Raw genomic sequence first — 15,599 nt, 5'->3', positions numbered from 1 at the left:
ATCATAAAACTACTTAATTTTATATTTTTTCAGAGGAAGGTTTTATGAGTTTTCATAATAAGATCAAAAAAACATTCATTACTTTAACTGCAGCGATTTCTTTAGCTGGCGGTGGTCTATTTATTAGTCAAGCGACTACACACGTTGCTTCAGCGGCAACTTATGATGCTAATCAACTTAATCTAGATGTAAAATCAGCAATTGCAATAGATAGCCACACTGGTCAAATATTGTATACTAAAAATAAAGATAAAGTCTTGCCAATTGCATCCATGACAAAGTTGATTACAATTTATTTAACTTTAAATGCAATTAAAAATAAAAAGATTTCTTGGAATACTACTGTTGAACCAACTGATTCTATTATTAAAGTTGCTAATAATTCCGAATACTCTAATGTTCCTCTAAAAAAGGGTCACAAGTATACAATTAAACAACTTTATCAAGCTACTCTTATTGAATCAGCAAACGGTGCTGCAATGTGTTTAGCCCAAGCTGTTAGTGGTAATCAGGAAAATTTTGTTAAATTAATGCGTAAACAATTAAAGGCTTGGAATATTAATGATGCCAAAATTTATACAGTATGCGGCTTACCAAATGGAAGCTTAGGTACAGATGCTTATCCTGGAGTCAGCAAAAATGCTGAAAATGTGATGTCAGCTAAAAGTATGGCAGTTGTTGGTCAACACTTACTTAGAGATTATCCAGAAGTATTAAATACTACTAAACTTGCGCATCTTGATTTTAAAGATGGTCAAAAAACAACCAAAATGGACAACTTTAATTGGATGCTTAAAGGATTATCTCAATATGATGCTAATTTAGATGTTGATGGATTAAAAACTGGTACTACAGATGCAGCTGGGGCTTGCTTTATCGGAACTATGCAAAGAAAAGGGGCTCGAATTATTACTGTAGTAATGGGGGCACGTCACCAAGATGGAACTGATCCTTCGAGATTTGTTCAAACAAAAAAACTAATGCATTATATTTTTGCTAAATATACTCCGGTAATTTTAAAGCAGGGAGAAAGTATTAAAGGTGCTGAGAATGTAATGGTTAAAAACGGTCAAGAAAAGACTGTTCCTCTTGGTCTTCGCCGACAAGTTACGGTGTGGGATCCGGTTGACGGTAAAGGATTATCCGCTAACTTAAAGGATAATCCTTTAGAAGCACCTGTTGATAAAGGAACAACAATAGATTCATATGAATTTAAATCTGGAAATGAAAAATTAATTTCATTATCAGACCCAACTCAAATGCAGATCCAAGCTCAAGCAATGAAAGGAACAGCTAAAGTTAACTGGTTCACTCAAGTTTGGCGTTGGATCATAGGAGAAAACTAAAATGAAAGAAATTTCTGATGCAGTTTTAAAAAAAGTTATCCAAAAAAGACCAAGCGCTTCTCATAAAGGAGATTATGGTCGGATTCTCTTAATTGGAGGAAGTGACCGCTATGGAGGAGCAATTATTATGGCAACTGAAGGAGCTTTAAATGCTGGTGCGGGACTTATCGCAACTGCGACTCATTCAATTAATTTAACAGCTCTTCATGCTCGTGATCCCGAAGCTATGTATATTGATTGGAATGATAACTCTTTAGGAGACATTATCAAAAAAATGAATGTAATAGTTTGTGGACCAGGTCTGGGAAACAGTAAAACTGCTCAGAAAATTATGACTTTGCTTCAATGCAATGTTAATGAAAATCAAACCGTAATTTTAGATGCTAGTGCATTGGACTTGATTGCTGAAGATCATACTTTAATCCCACTTAATGCTGGTCATATTATTATGACTCCGCATCAGATGGAATGGCAGAGAGTTAGCCAAATAAGAATACCTTTTCAAACTGATAGTGCTAATAGAAGTGCGATGAACAATTTAGTCCCAAATAAAAACTTGACTTTAGTTTTAAAATCTAATCATACTAAGGTCTATAGTGAAGATGGAAAGGTGTTTATCAATCCTATTGGTAATCCAGGAATGGCTACTGGTGGTAGCGGTGATACGCTGGCTGGAATTATTGGTGGGTTTGTGAGTCAATTTTCAAGTAATATTGAAACAATTTTGGCAGCAGTGTATATTCATTCTTTGGCTGGGGATGAGATATATAAAGAAAATTATGTTGTTAAGCCAACTGAGATTTCTAAGTTGTTACCTAAAATTATGAAGAAATATTCAGAAGAATAATATTGAAAAACATGGGAATTATCTCATGTTTTTTTCTAGATAAATCTTTTAAATACTGATAGAATCTAATGAGAGTATAAATTTGAAAAGATGATTGAGTGAATATGAAAAAATATGTTTTTAGTACAATTGCTATTATTCTAGCGGTTGTAGCAATGGCTAAAATTTGCACACCAAAAAGCAATGCACAAAATAATAAAGCAAAAATAAGCAGAGTAGAAAAGAAAAATAAAGCTACAAGTAAAAAGACCAAAACTGCTTCCAAAACTGTAGCTGAATTAGCTCGTCCTTATAAAGATCCTAAGGATTTAGCTCCTGAAGGAAGCTGGAAAGTCCGTAGTGAAAAAAAGAAATATCCTAAATTAACCAATCCTGCCGATTTAACTTTGCGAGTTTCTCTCAAAGGAAATCGCGTGTATGTTCTTAAAAAAGGTAAAGTTGTATACACCATGCTTTCAACTGCAGGAGTATATAGTAGGAAGGGAAAATCTGCCACTCCAACTGGAACTTATCAAATTCATGAAGGACGGGGAGAAAGTTTCTTCAATCAAGGACTTAATGAAGGTGCTAATAACTGGGTAAGTTGGGATCCAGAGGATGCAAATGTATATTTGTTCCACTCAGTTCCAACTGATGCAATGGGAAAATATAATCTTAAAGAAGCTAAAAAATTAGGTAAAACTCAAGGCTCTCATGGTTGTATTCGCTTGAGTGTGCCAGATTCTAAATGGCTAATGGAAAATGTTCCTGTGGGGACAAAAGTAGTAATTAAAAATAATTAAAAAGACGAGATGAAATTTCTCGCCTTTTTTAGTATAAAAATAGTCACTTAATTATATTTGTTCAAGCCACTTTAATTGGCCTTCAATTCTGGAAATTGCTCTTGTTAGAATAAGATAGTGACCATAATTATTTTGATAACCATTCTCGAATAATAATTTTTTTCGGCTTTTTAAATGAGCAAGCTGCTTATTAAGAAGCGTTTTTTCTTCTGTAATTAATTCTGGAATTCTTGGATCAGATTTGTCATTGATGAAGAATAATTTGAGAGAAAATAAGTCATGGCTGATAGGCAATTCTGTTAAAGGTTGATTGATCCATTCGTCTAATTTTTGCTTACCGAGTTTGGTAAGTGAATAGTGGATTTCTTTACTATTCGACTTGCTTGGCAGTGTTTGAATCCAATTATCTGCCAGCATTTTTTTAAGTTCAGGATAAATTTGACTATGACTAGCTTTCCAAAATTCGCCAATTTCATCTGTGAACTGGGTAGTGACAAATTTTCCAGTAGAATTTGGATTTTGCTTTAAAATACCCATAATGATGTAAGGTAAGATACGTTTTTTAGGCATGATTTTCTCGCTTTCGTTTTTGTTAATTGTAACATTTTTAGGTGAATAATAATCCAATAGATATTTATTGAAAATTGTGTGACAAATAACGTACAATATAGTTGAGGTGATTAAAATGGAAGCACGTGTAGATAGTAGAATACCAGCAGATATTAAAAACAAAGCTAATAAAGTATTAGCAGATCATGGATTAACAATTTCTGCATTTATCAGAATTGCTTTAACCTCGGTTGCAAATGATGGTTTACCTAAATATTGGGGAACTCCTAATGCATCGACAATGGCTGCTATTAATGAAGTCTTGGATGATTTAAATGATCCACATTTAAAAGGTGCAAAAACTTATGATGAATTGGAGAAGCTATTGAATGAGTAAAATTCTACCAGTTAATAAGTTTAAAAAACAATATAAGAAAGTAAAAAATAATCCTCGATGGAACAAAATTTTTAATGGGACTGTACCTTTTTCAAATGATAATGGTTCACCATGGGAATATGTGATGGAATGTTTTTTAAAGGATGAACAAATAGATAGTTACTTTTATGAACATCCGATAACTTTAACTCAAAAGCAGCGCCAGCAAATTAAAAATAGATTACCAACAAACTTGAATAGTGAAATTAAAGTTTGTGGATTAGATTTACATTTTGATGGACATAATGGGGATCATTTATTGCTTTTTGTTAGAACTAATCAAAAATTGATTTACTTGATAGGTATAGGTACTCATAGTGAACTTTTTAATAGTTAAAAACCTACACATTATAATTATGTGTAGGTTTTATTATTAACATAATTTTCAGTAAATAAAAAAGCTAATCACAAGGATTAGCTAAATTAATAATTAATTGAAGCTAACAACTATATTTGTTAGCTTTTTTCATTGCAGTTCAAAAACTACTTCTCAATCATTTTGTAGTTTTCGTCATAAAACTTACCATTGCGGATGTCATCAGTTATACCTTCATATGGCTCTTTAGCAATAACATCTTCATTATTAGCACCTGCATCCCCAATATAAGTAATTGTCGCAAATTCTGGCACAACCATCTTAGGGTAAGTTTCGTATTTTTCACGGCTTTCGTGCATTAAGTCGATGTGGTCATTTTGGAAACAAACAGTAATTTCAGGATGGTCTTGAACCCACTTAGGGAAGAAGATAGTACCATTTAATTTGTGTTCATTTGGGACAAAGTCAAGTGCAACATCAGTACCCGTTGGTTCAGTCCAAGCAACTTTGTAAATGCCTTCTGTTAACATATTTATGTGTGCTTCTTGATCCTTTACCCAGCGTCCAGCAACCATTCCGCCGTGGATGCGGTAGTCAACAGTATGGTCATTCTTGCAGTACCATTCATATTCCCAACCATTATCATAAGTGTAGATAAAGTGAGTTCCTACAAAATCTTCCAAAGTCTTAAACTTCTTATCCATATTATTTAAGTTAGCCATGAAAATTCTCCTTTAAAAATATTTTCGTAAGTTTATTTGTTGTCTTTTTAAATGTGTCGTTGTCGACATAAAATATTATATGTCGTTAACGACACTAAATCAAGTGAAAATAAAAAAGATTTGCTAAAACAAATCTTTCTTACCAAAATTAATTCAATTTCATACATAACTTTTCGATTTATTGAGTAGTTATCTATAAATAGTAGCATTCAGCTATAAAGTGTTGCTAGTTAAAAATAATAAGTTATAATAGCTATTATGTATAATTTCGAAACTAAATTTAATAATTTAATTTTGAAGTTAAAATGTTTTAAAATGGGAGTTGGTAGATTGCGACAATTTTATCTTTTAAATGAAAAATTATCTGAACAAAAAATAGCTGAAAAATATTTAGAGGATGAATATGAGATTAATCAATATATTGCAGAACCAATATCACGAATTATAACATTTTTGTCTAATATTACTTTAGATAATGAAGGAAACATTGAACAATTACGACCAAAGCGTAAGGGTAATCAAATAGTAGGATATTCATTTGAAGATGAATATGTATTACCTGATTCTAATCGAATAATAAAATATGAAATTGTGAAAAAAATAATATCATAAAATCATGTATATGAAATTCGATTTCTGTCACAAGATGAAAATAGTAAACGAAATTGTAGAATTTTATTTACTATCAATTTAAGTAAACCATATCTCATTTGGACGCATGGTTTTACTAAGTTTCCAACAAAGAATATGAATCAAATTAAGGCTTCTAATGAATTGACCGATCAGCTAGCTACTTTGGCAGAGTTAATTCATAAAAATTTAGAAAAAAATGAATCTAATTATATAGGTGAAGGTGATGGTAAACATGAGATTCGATGAAATTAAATCAAAAAGTACTGAACTTTCAAAAAGATTAAATTCATATCAATTTAAATTATCTCAAAAAATCTTTGGTAAAAGAATAAACTTAAACTTAGATAGGAATGAAGCTGCCAAGCTAGTTGGCTTATCAGAAGAACAATATACTAAATTTGAGCAAGGAATAGATTTAGATAGTTCAAAAAAAGAATATGAAGAAGTATTACATAAACTAACTCATTTAAATCAACTTTCTGAAAGTCAGAATAGTTATTATTCTGTTCATATTAAAAATGAAAAACCTAAGAGAATTCCTGAAAAATTTGTATCGGTAACTACATATACACTTAAAAATTAATAATGGGGAAGTAAATATGTCTGTAAAGATAAAATTTAATAGCTTTGAAATAGAAAAAATAAATTATGAAAATATAAGTGCAGAGGTCGATAATACTACAAAAGAAGCAGAGTTCAATCTAAATATTTCTAAAATTAAAGTTGGATTATCTAGTAATAATAAAATGGGTAAGATAACTATTTTAGGAGCCACTAAAAATAATAGTAATAATAGAACTTTAGAGTTAAATATCTCTTATTACTTTGAATTTGAATATCAACCAAATGAATTTAAAGACTTTATTAATGTACGTAAAAGTCTTATTGAAGAATATGGAATAAATACTTCTATGAATATGTACATAGATATGATTAGACAAATTACATCTATGGACTATAATGCTCCTGTAGTTGTAAATAATTACACAATGCCAGGATCTATAAAAGAAATAAATTAGAAAAAAGAGGATAATACTTTTGTTTCTTGATATGAACCTTAAAATTAGGACAAAGATTTAGAGGTTCATATCATCTATAAAAAGTACCGTCCTCTTTTTTGTTAATTATGCTTTACGAAATAAAAAAGATTTACCAAAATTAATTCAATTTGTCTCGTAACTTTCTAAGCAAACTGCGCTTAATTCGTTGTAAATATTGCCGGCTTACTCCACACTCACTTACTAAATCAGTAATTGTCCTTTGGAAAAGTAAATGCTCAAATAATATAAGTCGCTCGTAATCATTAAAAGTTTCAACTAATTCTTTAAAATCCAGTAGCATCTCCCAATTACATGATTTGCTTGCTAAAGTAAAAGCTTCATCAAAGTTTGCATTGTGTTCATCCCATTTTTGGATTTTGCGTAGTTGGTCAATTGTACGCCAGATGATTTTTCTAAAAGCTAAATTATCTATTTGCTTGCGCTCCATTTCGGGATACTTGTCTAATACCTCGGCATAAGTTAATACTCCTTCTTGAAAATAATCTTCATAATAAGAAAACTCTCGCCTCACATGCGCCATCTTAAGTGCGCCTGCTACTAACTTCTTGTTCTTCCATGCCTTATTAAAACTTGCTCTTGTGATTTTCATCTTTGAAAATCCCCCTTAAAATAAAAAATTCTTGTCCCAAATGAGGACAAGATAGATAGTAGCAAGTATAAAAATGTAAAACTATCTCTAAGAATGATGTAATTCTATTCATAATTAATGAAAATATAGATTTTAATTTGCTTATAAATTGATTATCTATCTAGATTTAGCGAGTAACTTTGAGAAAAAATAATAAAAAAATAACCTTACTAAGTAACTTGATTTCAAGTTAGAAGTAAGACTTTGTAAGTTTCTTATAAATAGAATTGTTAAAATCAGTATGATAAATCTTTGGTGTTTGAGTATGTTCAGCATAGGTATGAGTTGCTGATTTAGTAAAAGATTTAATACTTGCATGAGTTAAATCAGGAATTGAAAGAGTAGGCTTATTCATTACTCCATGTTCATCGCTATTAGTAAGAAGTGAACGTTTGGCATACCAAAGATAAGTGTGCTGAAATTCAGCCTCCTTCAATTTTTGTTGAGTAACATCGTATAAAGCTAAAGCCTTGTTCAAGCGCTTCTTAAGATTAGAATAACAATTGATGAATTTGATTTTATAATTTATGCCTTGAATAGCCAGCGTAGTAAAAGTTAAGTCTGCATATTCTTTTTTGCCAACTTTATGAAAGTTATCTTGATGAGTAGAATGGATAAATTGCAAAGATACCCAGTCACAATTCCCAGTGAAAAATCCATGACTAGAAAATAAGGCATTATATCCTAACATCAAGATGTAATACTGCTTAATATGCAAATGTGCACGTAAGTTTTTTTGAATCATATAACTTGGAAAAACACTGTGAGCTGCAACTTGGTATAAAAGTGCAGAAGGTGGACGTTTGCATAATAATACGCCAAGCTCTAGATCAAGAATACAGGAGGGGTAGTTTTTTAGGAGAGGTTTTTTCTTGAAGTTGAAAATAGCTAGAGTATCTTTGCTGACTTTATAATCATTTACATAAGTAACATATTTAGTTCTAAAATTCTTAGAATTAACATAATTTTGGACCGTTTGTCGACTCCAAACTTGAAAATTTGGATTTTGAGGTAACTTTACTGTTATTTTTGGTTTTCTATAATTTGGCATGATAAAAGACCTCCTTCTATTAAAAATAATAAAGCTGTATTCTCACCTCTAATGTAAGCTTATTTAAATGAAAAATAAAATAAAACGCTTTCTAAAATAAATTATTCTTTACAATTACCTGTTATCGTATCTATAATTGTAAAAAATAAAATACAAAATTTAAGCAATAAAGGAGCGAATGTTATAAAATAAAGGTAGGTAGTATATTACCTGAGAAGAAATTAGATTAGTTGTTAAGTATGAAATAATAGCGAATGTTTAGGGACTATAGATACTTTTAATTAGTATTGAATGGTATTAATATAACAAAGTGTAAATTAAGATATTAACATTTTTATTAATATGAGTTACAATTAAGGAGTATTAGATAACATTTGTTATTAAAACCATATGAGAATATGTTTTGGTTAAAAAAGGGGAAATAAAATGGAAGATAAGAGATTGAAGACTAGAGTGGAAAGATTACACCAATCTACTTCTAGAGAAAAGCAAAGATTTAGTATTAGAAAGCTCTCTGTTGGAGCTGCAAGTGTATTTTTAGGAACTACGTTCTTTTTGAGTACGCAAAATTCAACGGCACATGCAGATACTGTAAATAGTAATCCTGCTAATGCTAACCAAGATGGAAATAGCGTTAAAGAAAATAATGCTCAACAGGTAAAAGCTAATGCTGATATTACTACTATAACTAAGTCAGATGAAACATCTAATAATGTGCAATCAGTTGAGCCAGCAGATGCTGATGAAACTACAAGAGACGAACAAGTATCCCCTAAAAAAGAGGATGCTACTGTTCCTCAAACCGAATCTGCACAAACAGATAAGGATAAAAGTAATAAAAAAGTAAATTCTGAAAAATCTACTGAAAGTGCTGATACCAAATCTAATGAAGTTACTGCTAAAATGGCAGTTGAAAATACTCAAATAGTAGATGGTCTTGCTAAAAGTAATCCTCTTAAGGAGGTACAACAAACTCGAGAGCTTGTTGATAATAAGAACATTTCAAATGAAACTCAGAAAAAGACAACTGATTTGAAAATAACTGCTCAAAGTTTAGAAGTTAATGGCGCTGAGCTCAAAGAAGCAAAAGTTGCTACTCAAGATGAAATTACTACGCAAGTTAAGTTTCATGATACAGGACGTGAAAATACACCTGATAGCCCAAATTCTACTACCACATTAACAGAGGATCAATTACCTACTGTCATTTATAAGCACGATAAAAATGCAACTGTAGGTGATTTGGTAAATTATCTTAATGAAAAAATTAAAGAAGCAAATGAGCATTATACAGTTTCACCAGTAATGCAAACTACAGATAACAACTTATCAACAGCTGACCCTAATTGGGATACGAATATTGATCCTGATTATGAAACTGAAATTCGTGATGAAAATGGAGTAGTTGAGCAAGACAGTAATGGTAAGATTAAAACCACTAATCTTAAGAAGTTATATGAAGAATGGTTAAAGAATAAGAATCCCCTTTCCGGGATTGCGATTGATACAACCGGCCTTGATCAAACACAAAAGTTAACCGCTCAACCTGTTACCTTAAATATTAAGCATGATGTAGGTAATATAACCGGAGCGCTTTATAAGAATATTTATCGTAAAATTAATTATATTCGATATGAAATGACTGGTGATTTAAAGCCAGAATATGATTCTGTTAAGCAGTATGGAAAAGCAACCTTAGCTAAAATGGCTAATTCAATGTCTCCAAATAAAATTGTAACTGCTTCTGATGGTAAAAGTCATAACGTTATTGCTTATTATCAATGGCGAAATCGCTCATATGACATGCTTACCGGACTTCCTAATATAAGCTTTAATGATATAAGTGGCACAACTAATACTCCAGTAGTATTTGATGAAAAGCCAACTTTGCAAGGTACTGATGGCTGGGTAACGTTTGATGATGATGTTCCAGCTACTACTACAACTTGGCTAAATGGCGATTATCGTCTGCGTGGCGGCAAGTTCCAATATAACGATAATGGAAAAACTATTTCTGAACCAAACATTCCAGAAATCACTAAGATTTATTACCATGCTCAACCAATTGACTTTACTTTCGAAGATGTAAGTGAATCTAATTTCAAGCAAGATTTAAGTAATAATAACTATACTGCTACTCAAGAATTATCATGGAATAATGATACTGATGATTATCAAACTTATACTAATGGTAAGGTAACTAATCCTGCTAAATACGAAGTTCGAGATGCTACTAATAGTAATGGTCAAAGTTTAGACCAAATAATTGAAAATCTTAAAAAGCAAGGCTACACTTTAGTATCAATTGCACAAAATGCAGATAACACTGGTGTAGTTACAGCAAATGAGATGGCTCTTGGAACTAACTTAAAAGATGCTAAGAATATTGAACTTGATTACAATAAAGATAAAGTAGTTAAGGCTAACAAAATTCAAGACATTCACTTCACTATTCAACTTAAGCGCAGCGGTGCTACTAAAGAAAGCGAAAAAAAGACCATTAATCGTATTGTACACTTTAAAACTGATATCAGTCATCAAACTTTAAAGGACGATACTTCTACTGAAGAAGTAACTTTTAGCCGCAGTTGGTACACAGATGCTGATGGCAACATAGTTAATGTTGCTAAAGACAGTAATGGTAATCCAATTTCTTTTGTTGCTAATGATGGTAAGACTTACTATGTAATTGATTCAGATGATACTACTGAGGCTACTAAAGGAGACTGGACTCTTGAGAAGGGCACAGACACCTTTAAAGAAGTAAATGTACCAGAAATTACTGATGGTAAACTCCCTGGTGACTGGATTCGCGTAGGTGCTGAAAGAAATAGTGAGTTTGGTCCTGAAACTGAAAACGATGTTGTACTTAGTGACAGTAATTTAGCTCGATACAAAAACGGTCAAAACCAAGAATACACTATCTACTACGCACAAAAAGCCGATGAACATCAAGACAAGAATACTGTTAGCCGTGTAGTTAACTTTGTTACTGAAAATGAATATGGAAATAAGACTTTACTTGATTCAACTAATGAGTCGGTAACTTACAGTCGTCATTACTTCACTGCTCTTGATAAAGATGGCAAGACCATTTTTGTAAATGCTAAGAAGCTTGCTGATGGTACTTTAGTAGTTGACTATAGCAATACAAATGCACCAGTTACTGATAAGTGGAATCAAGAAGGCGATGGTAATTTTGTCAGAGTAGATGTTCCTGAAATTACCAATGGTAAATTACCTGGTGACTGGATCAGAACTAGAGCAACTCGTAATAATGACAATGGGCCAGAAGTTGATGGAGCAGTTGTTCCAGTAGATTCAATTACTGCTGATAATATCAAGAACGGTGCAAATCAAGAATATACTATCTACTATGCACAAAAGGCTAACCAAGAAACTGAAGAAAAGACAGCTAAGAGAACTATTCACTTTGTTGGGGATGAAGGTTTAGATAAAGAGACGAAAGATATGCCTGAACTTACAAATGATAAGTATCAAAATATTAGTTTAGAAGGTACTTATTATGTATCTTCAGCCGATGGTAAACGCGTTGCTGTTAAGACCATTCAAGTTGATGGTAAAGATGTAGTAATTGTTGATAATTCTGAAGGTGCTACTCCAGCTGAAACTTGGACGATTAAGTCAGTCCAAGATGTTGACAGTAACGATAACGGTACTTATGACTTCAATGAAGTTAATGACCCAGCTACTATCAATGTGGATTCTGCTTGGTCACAAGATCACGATAATGTAGCAACTGGTGACTGGTACCATACTTCAGGTAAGGCCGAAGTAGTTACCGTTGATCCTAATAGCAAGGATTGGAAGGAAACCCTTGATGATCAATACTTAGTTTACAAGCAAAAAGCTGCCTACAACATTCACTATGTTGATGTAACTGGTCTTGATAAATCAAGCTATGACCCAAGTTTGGATACTCCAGAACGTGATTTGGGTCATACAGTTACTGGAATTGGTAACGATACTGATGGTCACGTTTACTATGTAGGTGACACACCGGACGCAACAAATGAACTTTGGAAGACTTATGAAGATGAAGGATATGTTTTAGTACAAGAAGATCCTAACCTTGGTAAGCAAACTTTAACTGCTAATACTCCAGATCAATATGTATACTTGGTTAAGAAGGCAGAGCATCATACAGATACTAAGACTGTTAACCGTGTAGTTAACTTCGTAACTGAAGAAGGACACAACGTTTTGCTTGATCCAACTTCTGAATCTATTAAATTTACTCAAGACTACGATTACTATATTGGTAAAGATGGCAAGCAAGTTATTGTAACTACTAAGAAGCTTCATGGCGTTGATGTTGTTGATAAGATTTTAACAGGCGATGAAGCTAATAAAGCTACTGCTTGGAAGGCAGATAAGAGTAACAAGCCATTTGCCCAAGTAGACAAGCCTGAGATTACTGATGGTAAGATCCCTGGTGACTGGATTCGTGTAGATGCTACTAAAGATGAAGGTAATGGTCCAGCTATTAGTGATAATATTGTTCCTGAAGATACAATTACTACTGATAAGTTAGCTAATGCCGAAAATCAAGTTTACACAATTTACTATGTTCAAAAGTCTACTCCAAACGAAGAAACAGTAACTCATGTTCGTCATATTAACTACTTTGATGGTTTAACTGGTGAAAGTCTTAGTCAAATCGCACCAAGTGTAACTCAAGAAGTAAGTTTCAAGCGTACTGGCATTTACCAAAACGGCAAGCTTATTGGTTACAACACTACCGGTAAGACAGATAAATATGGCCAATTAACTGTTGACACTACTGACCCAGATAAAGCTTGGGTAGCTACTACTAATGATGGTAAATATGCTGAAGTTAAGTCACCAGATTTGACTAAGAATGGTTACAAGTTAGTTCCATCATTTAAGCTTCATGAAGATAACCAAGATGCAGCAATTGCTCCTGAAGAAGTTGCTAGTGCATTACATGATGGAAAAGATATTGATATCTATTACTTCCACAATATTGAAAATGTTCAAGAATCAGCTGATGCGCTTCATACTATTGACTACAAGTATGCTAATGGACCTCACAAGGGTGAACCAGCTGCATCTGATTTCAAGCAAACAGTTACTTACACTCGTAAAGGTACTAAGGACCTTGTAACAGGTAAGATTACATGGAACAGTGATTGGCAAGCAAGTGATGCATTTAAGGATGTAACTTCACCAGAAATCAATAATTACACAGTTGATATTGAAAAGGTAGATGGTCCAACTGTTAATACTAGTGAATTAACTGATGGTAAGCATCTTGAGTTCCATGATCATGTTTTATATGTAACACAAGATACACCAGACCCAACTCCAACTGAAAAGAAGTACCACTGGACTATTGAATATGTTGACGAAGATGGCAACAAGTTGATTCCAGATGTTAAGGATCCAAAGGATTACCCAACAGGGGACACTTACAACGGTTCAACAAGTGGCTATGAAAAGCCAACTATCACAGTAAATGGAAAGACTTATGAATTAGTTCCATCTAAGAGTGTGAACACTAGTGGAACATTTACTGATCATGACGAACATACTATTTATGTTTACAAGCTTAAGGAAGATAAGCCAGTAAATCCAACTCCAGAAGTACCAGACGAGCCAAACAAGCCAGATACTCCAGATAAACCAACTGAAAAGAAGTATAACTGGACTATTGAATATGTTGACGAAGATGGCAACAAGTTGATTCCAGATGTTAAGGATCCAAAGGATTACCCAACAGGGGACACTTACAACGGTTCAACAAGTGGCTATGAAAAGCCAACTATCACAGTAGATGGAAAGACTTATGAATTAGTTCCATCTAAGAGTGTGAACACTAGTGGAACGTTTACTGACCATGATGAACATACTATTTATGTTTACAAGCTTAAGGAAGATAAGCCAGTAAATCCAACACCAGATAAGCCAGTTGAACCAACTACACCAACAGAACCTTCAACTCCTAACACTCCAACACCAAGTGAACCTTCAGAGCCAACTACTCCTACTCCTGATACTCCATCAGAACCAAATACTCCAAGTGAGCCAAGCACTCCAACTCAAGATGATTCTACTCCAAAGCCTTCAACACCTAAGAAGACTTCATATAGAGAATCTAACCCATCTAAGTATGAAACTGTATCTGCTAAGAAGAAGTATAAAGAAGCAACTGCAGCTCTTCATCAAGATATGGATAACCTTAAGAAAGGTACCAAGACTTCATACAAGAGTTCAGTAGTTCCTAAGTCTGATAAGATTTTGCCACAAACCGGTGAAAAATCTAACACTGCTTCAGAAGTTGCAGGCATTATGACTGCTGCTTTAGCAGGACTTGTAGGATTTGTAGGTGCTGATCGCAAGAAGAAGCGTAGATAAAGTTATAAGTTTATAACTTTTCTTGAATAACAAAAATAGCTCTCGTTCCAATTAGGAATGAGGGCTGTTTTGTTTTGGGGATAATTTTAAAATTTATTTTAATTTTTTATGTAGATGGAACAAAATATATGATAACTAATGGCTTTACTAAAAAGACTAAGAAAACTCCAGTACGTGAAATAAATCATGCTAAGGAACTACGTAAAGAATATTATGATAACAAGAAAAAGGAGCAATAATTATGGATTTTAAAGATTATCTGAATGAGCAGCTTAAAGATCCAGAATTTAAGCAAGAGTTTGAAAATGAAACTACAAAATTAGAAAGTGCAGTTGCATTGACTGAAATTCGTAAAAAGTCAGGGCTATCACAACGTCAATTAGCAGAAACAGCCAATGTTCCTCAATCAACAATTGCTAGAATTGAGCGTGGAGATAATACAAGTATTGATACACTCACAAAACTAGCAAATGCTCTTGGTAAAAAATTAACTATTAGTTTTTCTTAGCTAAGTAAAAATTAACAACAAACAAAATAGCTCTCGTTCCAATTAGGAATGAGGACTGTTTTGTTTTAAGGATAATTATTAAAGATATAAGGTGTTTGAAAAAATTCTCAAAAACAAAAGAATTTTGAATCTAAAAACAAATAAGTTTTAAACTCAATCAGTAGCAAAAACCAAAATTAGCTGGTATAATATCACAGAAGTGTTAGAAGTAGTAGTGAAGTAGTTTTTTTCAGCGAATCTGCATAGAGTGTGAGGCAGGTAAGAATCTTCATGAAGGCGTGTCTAGCTAATAAGAATAGAATATAACAAGCGGATACTTAA

Annotated in this window: 15 protein-coding genes; 11 read left to right on the top strand and 4 right to left on the bottom strand. The window is 32.7% G+C overall.

Annotated elements, in window-relative coordinates; genetic code table 11:
• The first annotated feature begins 44 nt into the window (after positions 1-44).
• From FOD82_RS06145 to FOD82_RS06135, 3 genes are all read left to right on the top strand, one after another.
• Positions 45-1,346: a serine hydrolase gene (locus FOD82_RS06145; RefSeq protein WP_144355601.1), complete on the top strand. Its 1,302-nt coding sequence runs from the start codon at positions 45-47 to the stop codon at positions 1,344-1,346.
• 1 nt (position 1,347) lies between these two features.
• Positions 1,348-2,193 carry an NAD(P)H-hydrate dehydratase gene (locus tag FOD82_RS06140; RefSeq protein WP_144355600.1) on the top strand — a complete coding sequence of 282 codons (846 nt, stop codon included), beginning with the start codon at positions 1,348-1,350 and terminating at the stop codon, positions 2,191-2,193.
• 104 nt (positions 2,194-2,297) lie between these two features.
• Positions 2,298-2,975 (top strand): L,D-transpeptidase, encoded by a 678-nt coding sequence (locus FOD82_RS06135; RefSeq protein ID WP_144355599.1) that lies wholly within the window; start codon positions 2,298-2,300, stop codon positions 2,973-2,975.
• Between the two features lie 51 nt (positions 2,976-3,026).
• On the opposite strand, the gene FOD82_RS06130 is transcribed toward FOD82_RS06135, so the two are convergent.
• Positions 3,027-3,545, bottom strand: a complete 519-nt coding sequence (locus FOD82_RS06130) for a PadR family transcriptional regulator (protein WP_144355598.1) — start codon at positions 3,543-3,545, stop codon at positions 3,027-3,029.
• Between the two features lie 115 nt (positions 3,546-3,660).
• Here FOD82_RS06130 and FOD82_RS06125 point away from each other — a divergent pair, with 115 nt between their 5' ends.
• Positions 3,661-3,921: a type II toxin-antitoxin system RelB/DinJ family antitoxin gene (locus FOD82_RS06125; protein WP_144355597.1), complete on the top strand. Its 261-nt coding sequence runs from the start codon at positions 3,661-3,663 to the stop codon at positions 3,919-3,921.
• Positions 3,914-4,297, top strand: a complete 384-nt coding sequence (locus FOD82_RS06120; RefSeq protein WP_144355596.1) for a replication associated protein — start codon at positions 3,914-3,916, stop codon at positions 4,295-4,297. The genes FOD82_RS06125 and FOD82_RS06120 overlap by 8 nt, the downstream gene beginning before the upstream one ends.
• Positions 4,298-4,443: 146 nt before the next feature.
• On the opposite strand, the gene FOD82_RS06115 is transcribed toward FOD82_RS06120, so the two are convergent.
• A complete protein-coding gene (locus FOD82_RS06115) occupies positions 4,444-4,980 on the bottom strand; it encodes a phenolic acid decarboxylase (RefSeq protein ID WP_144356030.1) in 537 nt (178 codons plus the stop codon).
• A 333-nt stretch (positions 4,981-5,313) separates the two neighbouring features.
• Here FOD82_RS06115 and FOD82_RS09885 point away from each other — a divergent pair, with 333 nt between their 5' ends.
• The 3 genes from FOD82_RS09885 to FOD82_RS06100 all read left to right on the top strand — a co-directional run bounded on the left by FOD82_RS09885 (position 5,314) and on the right by FOD82_RS06100 (position 6,650).
• The gene (locus FOD82_RS09885; protein WP_242450202.1) at positions 5,314-5,610 is read left to right on the top strand and encodes a hypothetical protein; all 297 of its coding nucleotides are present in this window, start codon (positions 5,314-5,316) and stop codon (positions 5,608-5,610) included.
• Between the two features lie 244 nt (positions 5,611-5,854).
• Positions 5,855-6,214 (top strand): hypothetical protein, encoded by a 360-nt coding sequence (locus FOD82_RS06105; RefSeq protein WP_144355595.1) that lies wholly within the window; start codon positions 5,855-5,857, stop codon positions 6,212-6,214.
• A gap of 16 nt (positions 6,215-6,230) precedes the next feature.
• Positions 6,231-6,650, top strand: coding sequence for a hypothetical protein (locus FOD82_RS06100; protein WP_144355594.1), 420 nt, complete (start codon positions 6,231-6,233; stop codon positions 6,648-6,650).
• 139 nt (positions 6,651-6,789) lie between these two features.
• Here FOD82_RS06100 and FOD82_RS06095 read toward each other — a convergent pair whose 3' ends face one another.
• Together FOD82_RS06095 and FOD82_RS06090 are read right to left on the bottom strand one after the other, a co-directional pair.
• Entirely contained in the window at positions 6,790-7,281 is a 492-nt protein-coding gene (locus FOD82_RS06095) for a sigma-70 family RNA polymerase sigma factor (protein ID WP_144355593.1), read from the bottom strand.
• Between the two features lie 229 nt (positions 7,282-7,510).
• Positions 7,511-8,371 carry a hypothetical protein gene (locus FOD82_RS06090; protein ID WP_144355592.1) on the bottom strand — a complete coding sequence of 287 codons (861 nt, stop codon included), beginning with the start codon at positions 8,369-8,371 and terminating at the stop codon, positions 7,511-7,513.
• A gap of 426 nt (positions 8,372-8,797) precedes the next feature.
• Here FOD82_RS06090 and FOD82_RS06085 point away from each other — a divergent pair, with 426 nt between their 5' ends.
• From FOD82_RS06085 to FOD82_RS06075, 3 genes are all read left to right on the top strand, one after another.
• Positions 8,798-14,770, top strand: coding sequence for a YSIRK-type signal peptide-containing protein (locus FOD82_RS06085; RefSeq protein WP_144355591.1), 5,973 nt, complete (start codon positions 8,798-8,800; stop codon positions 14,768-14,770).
• Between the two features lie 74 nt (positions 14,771-14,844).
• Positions 14,845-15,009, top strand: a complete 165-nt coding sequence (locus tag FOD82_RS06080; RefSeq protein WP_242450201.1) for a type II toxin-antitoxin system RelE/ParE family toxin — start codon at positions 14,845-14,847, stop codon at positions 15,007-15,009.
• Positions 15,010-15,011: 2 nt separating this feature from the next.
• Positions 15,012-15,278, top strand: a complete 267-nt coding sequence (locus FOD82_RS06075; protein ID WP_144355590.1) for a helix-turn-helix transcriptional regulator — start codon at positions 15,012-15,014, stop codon at positions 15,276-15,278.
• Positions 15,279-15,599: the final 321 nt, after the last annotated feature.

This window comes from Lactobacillus sp. LL6 (genome assembly GCF_007570935.1).
Lineage (GTDB): Bacteria > Bacillota > Bacilli > Lactobacillales > Lactobacillaceae > Lactobacillus.
Note: the sequence above shows the minus strand (reverse complement) of the source record. Positions and strands in the feature narration are given on the sequence as shown.

Bases quoted from the DNA above. Each gene is read 5' to 3' on its own strand.
- FOD82_RS06145 (WP_144355601.1), top strand. From the start codon at position 45: ATGAGTTTTCATAATAAGATCAAAAAAACATTCATTACTTTAACTGCA.
- FOD82_RS06140 (WP_144355600.1), top strand. From the start codon at position 1,348: ATGAAAGAAATTTCTGATGCAGTTTTAAAAAAAGTTATCCAAAAAAGA.
- FOD82_RS06135 (WP_144355599.1), top strand. From the start codon at position 2,298: ATGAAAAAATATGTTTTTAGTACAATTGCTATTATTCTAGCGGTTGTA.
- FOD82_RS06130 (WP_144355598.1), bottom strand. From the start codon at position 3,545: ATGCCTAAAAAACGTATCTTACCTTACATCATTATGGGTATTTTAAAG.
- FOD82_RS06125 (WP_144355597.1), top strand. From the start codon at position 3,661: ATGGAAGCACGTGTAGATAGTAGAATACCAGCAGATATTAAAAACAAA.
- FOD82_RS06120 (WP_144355596.1), top strand. From the start codon at position 3,914: ATGAGTAAAATTCTACCAGTTAATAAGTTTAAAAAACAATATAAGAAA.
- FOD82_RS06115 (WP_144356030.1), bottom strand. From the start codon at position 4,980: ATGGATAAGAAGTTTAAGACTTTGGAAGATTTTGTAGGAACTCACTTT.
- FOD82_RS09885 (WP_242450202.1), top strand. From the start codon at position 5,314: ATGGGAGTTGGTAGATTGCGACAATTTTATCTTTTAAATGAAAAATTA.
- FOD82_RS06105 (WP_144355595.1), top strand. From the start codon at position 5,855: ATGGTAAACATGAGATTCGATGAAATTAAATCAAAAAGTACTGAACTT.
- FOD82_RS06100 (WP_144355594.1), top strand. From the start codon at position 6,231: ATGTCTGTAAAGATAAAATTTAATAGCTTTGAAATAGAAAAAATAAAT.
- FOD82_RS06095 (WP_144355593.1), bottom strand. From the start codon at position 7,281: ATGAAAATCACAAGAGCAAGTTTTAATAAGGCATGGAAGAACAAGAAG.
- FOD82_RS06090 (WP_144355592.1), bottom strand. From the start codon at position 8,371: ATGCCAAATTATAGAAAACCAAAAATAACAGTAAAGTTACCTCAAAAT.
- FOD82_RS06085 (WP_144355591.1), top strand. From the start codon at position 8,798: ATGGAAGATAAGAGATTGAAGACTAGAGTGGAAAGATTACACCAATCT.
- FOD82_RS06075 (WP_144355590.1), top strand. From the start codon at position 15,012: ATGGATTTTAAAGATTATCTGAATGAGCAGCTTAAAGATCCAGAATTT.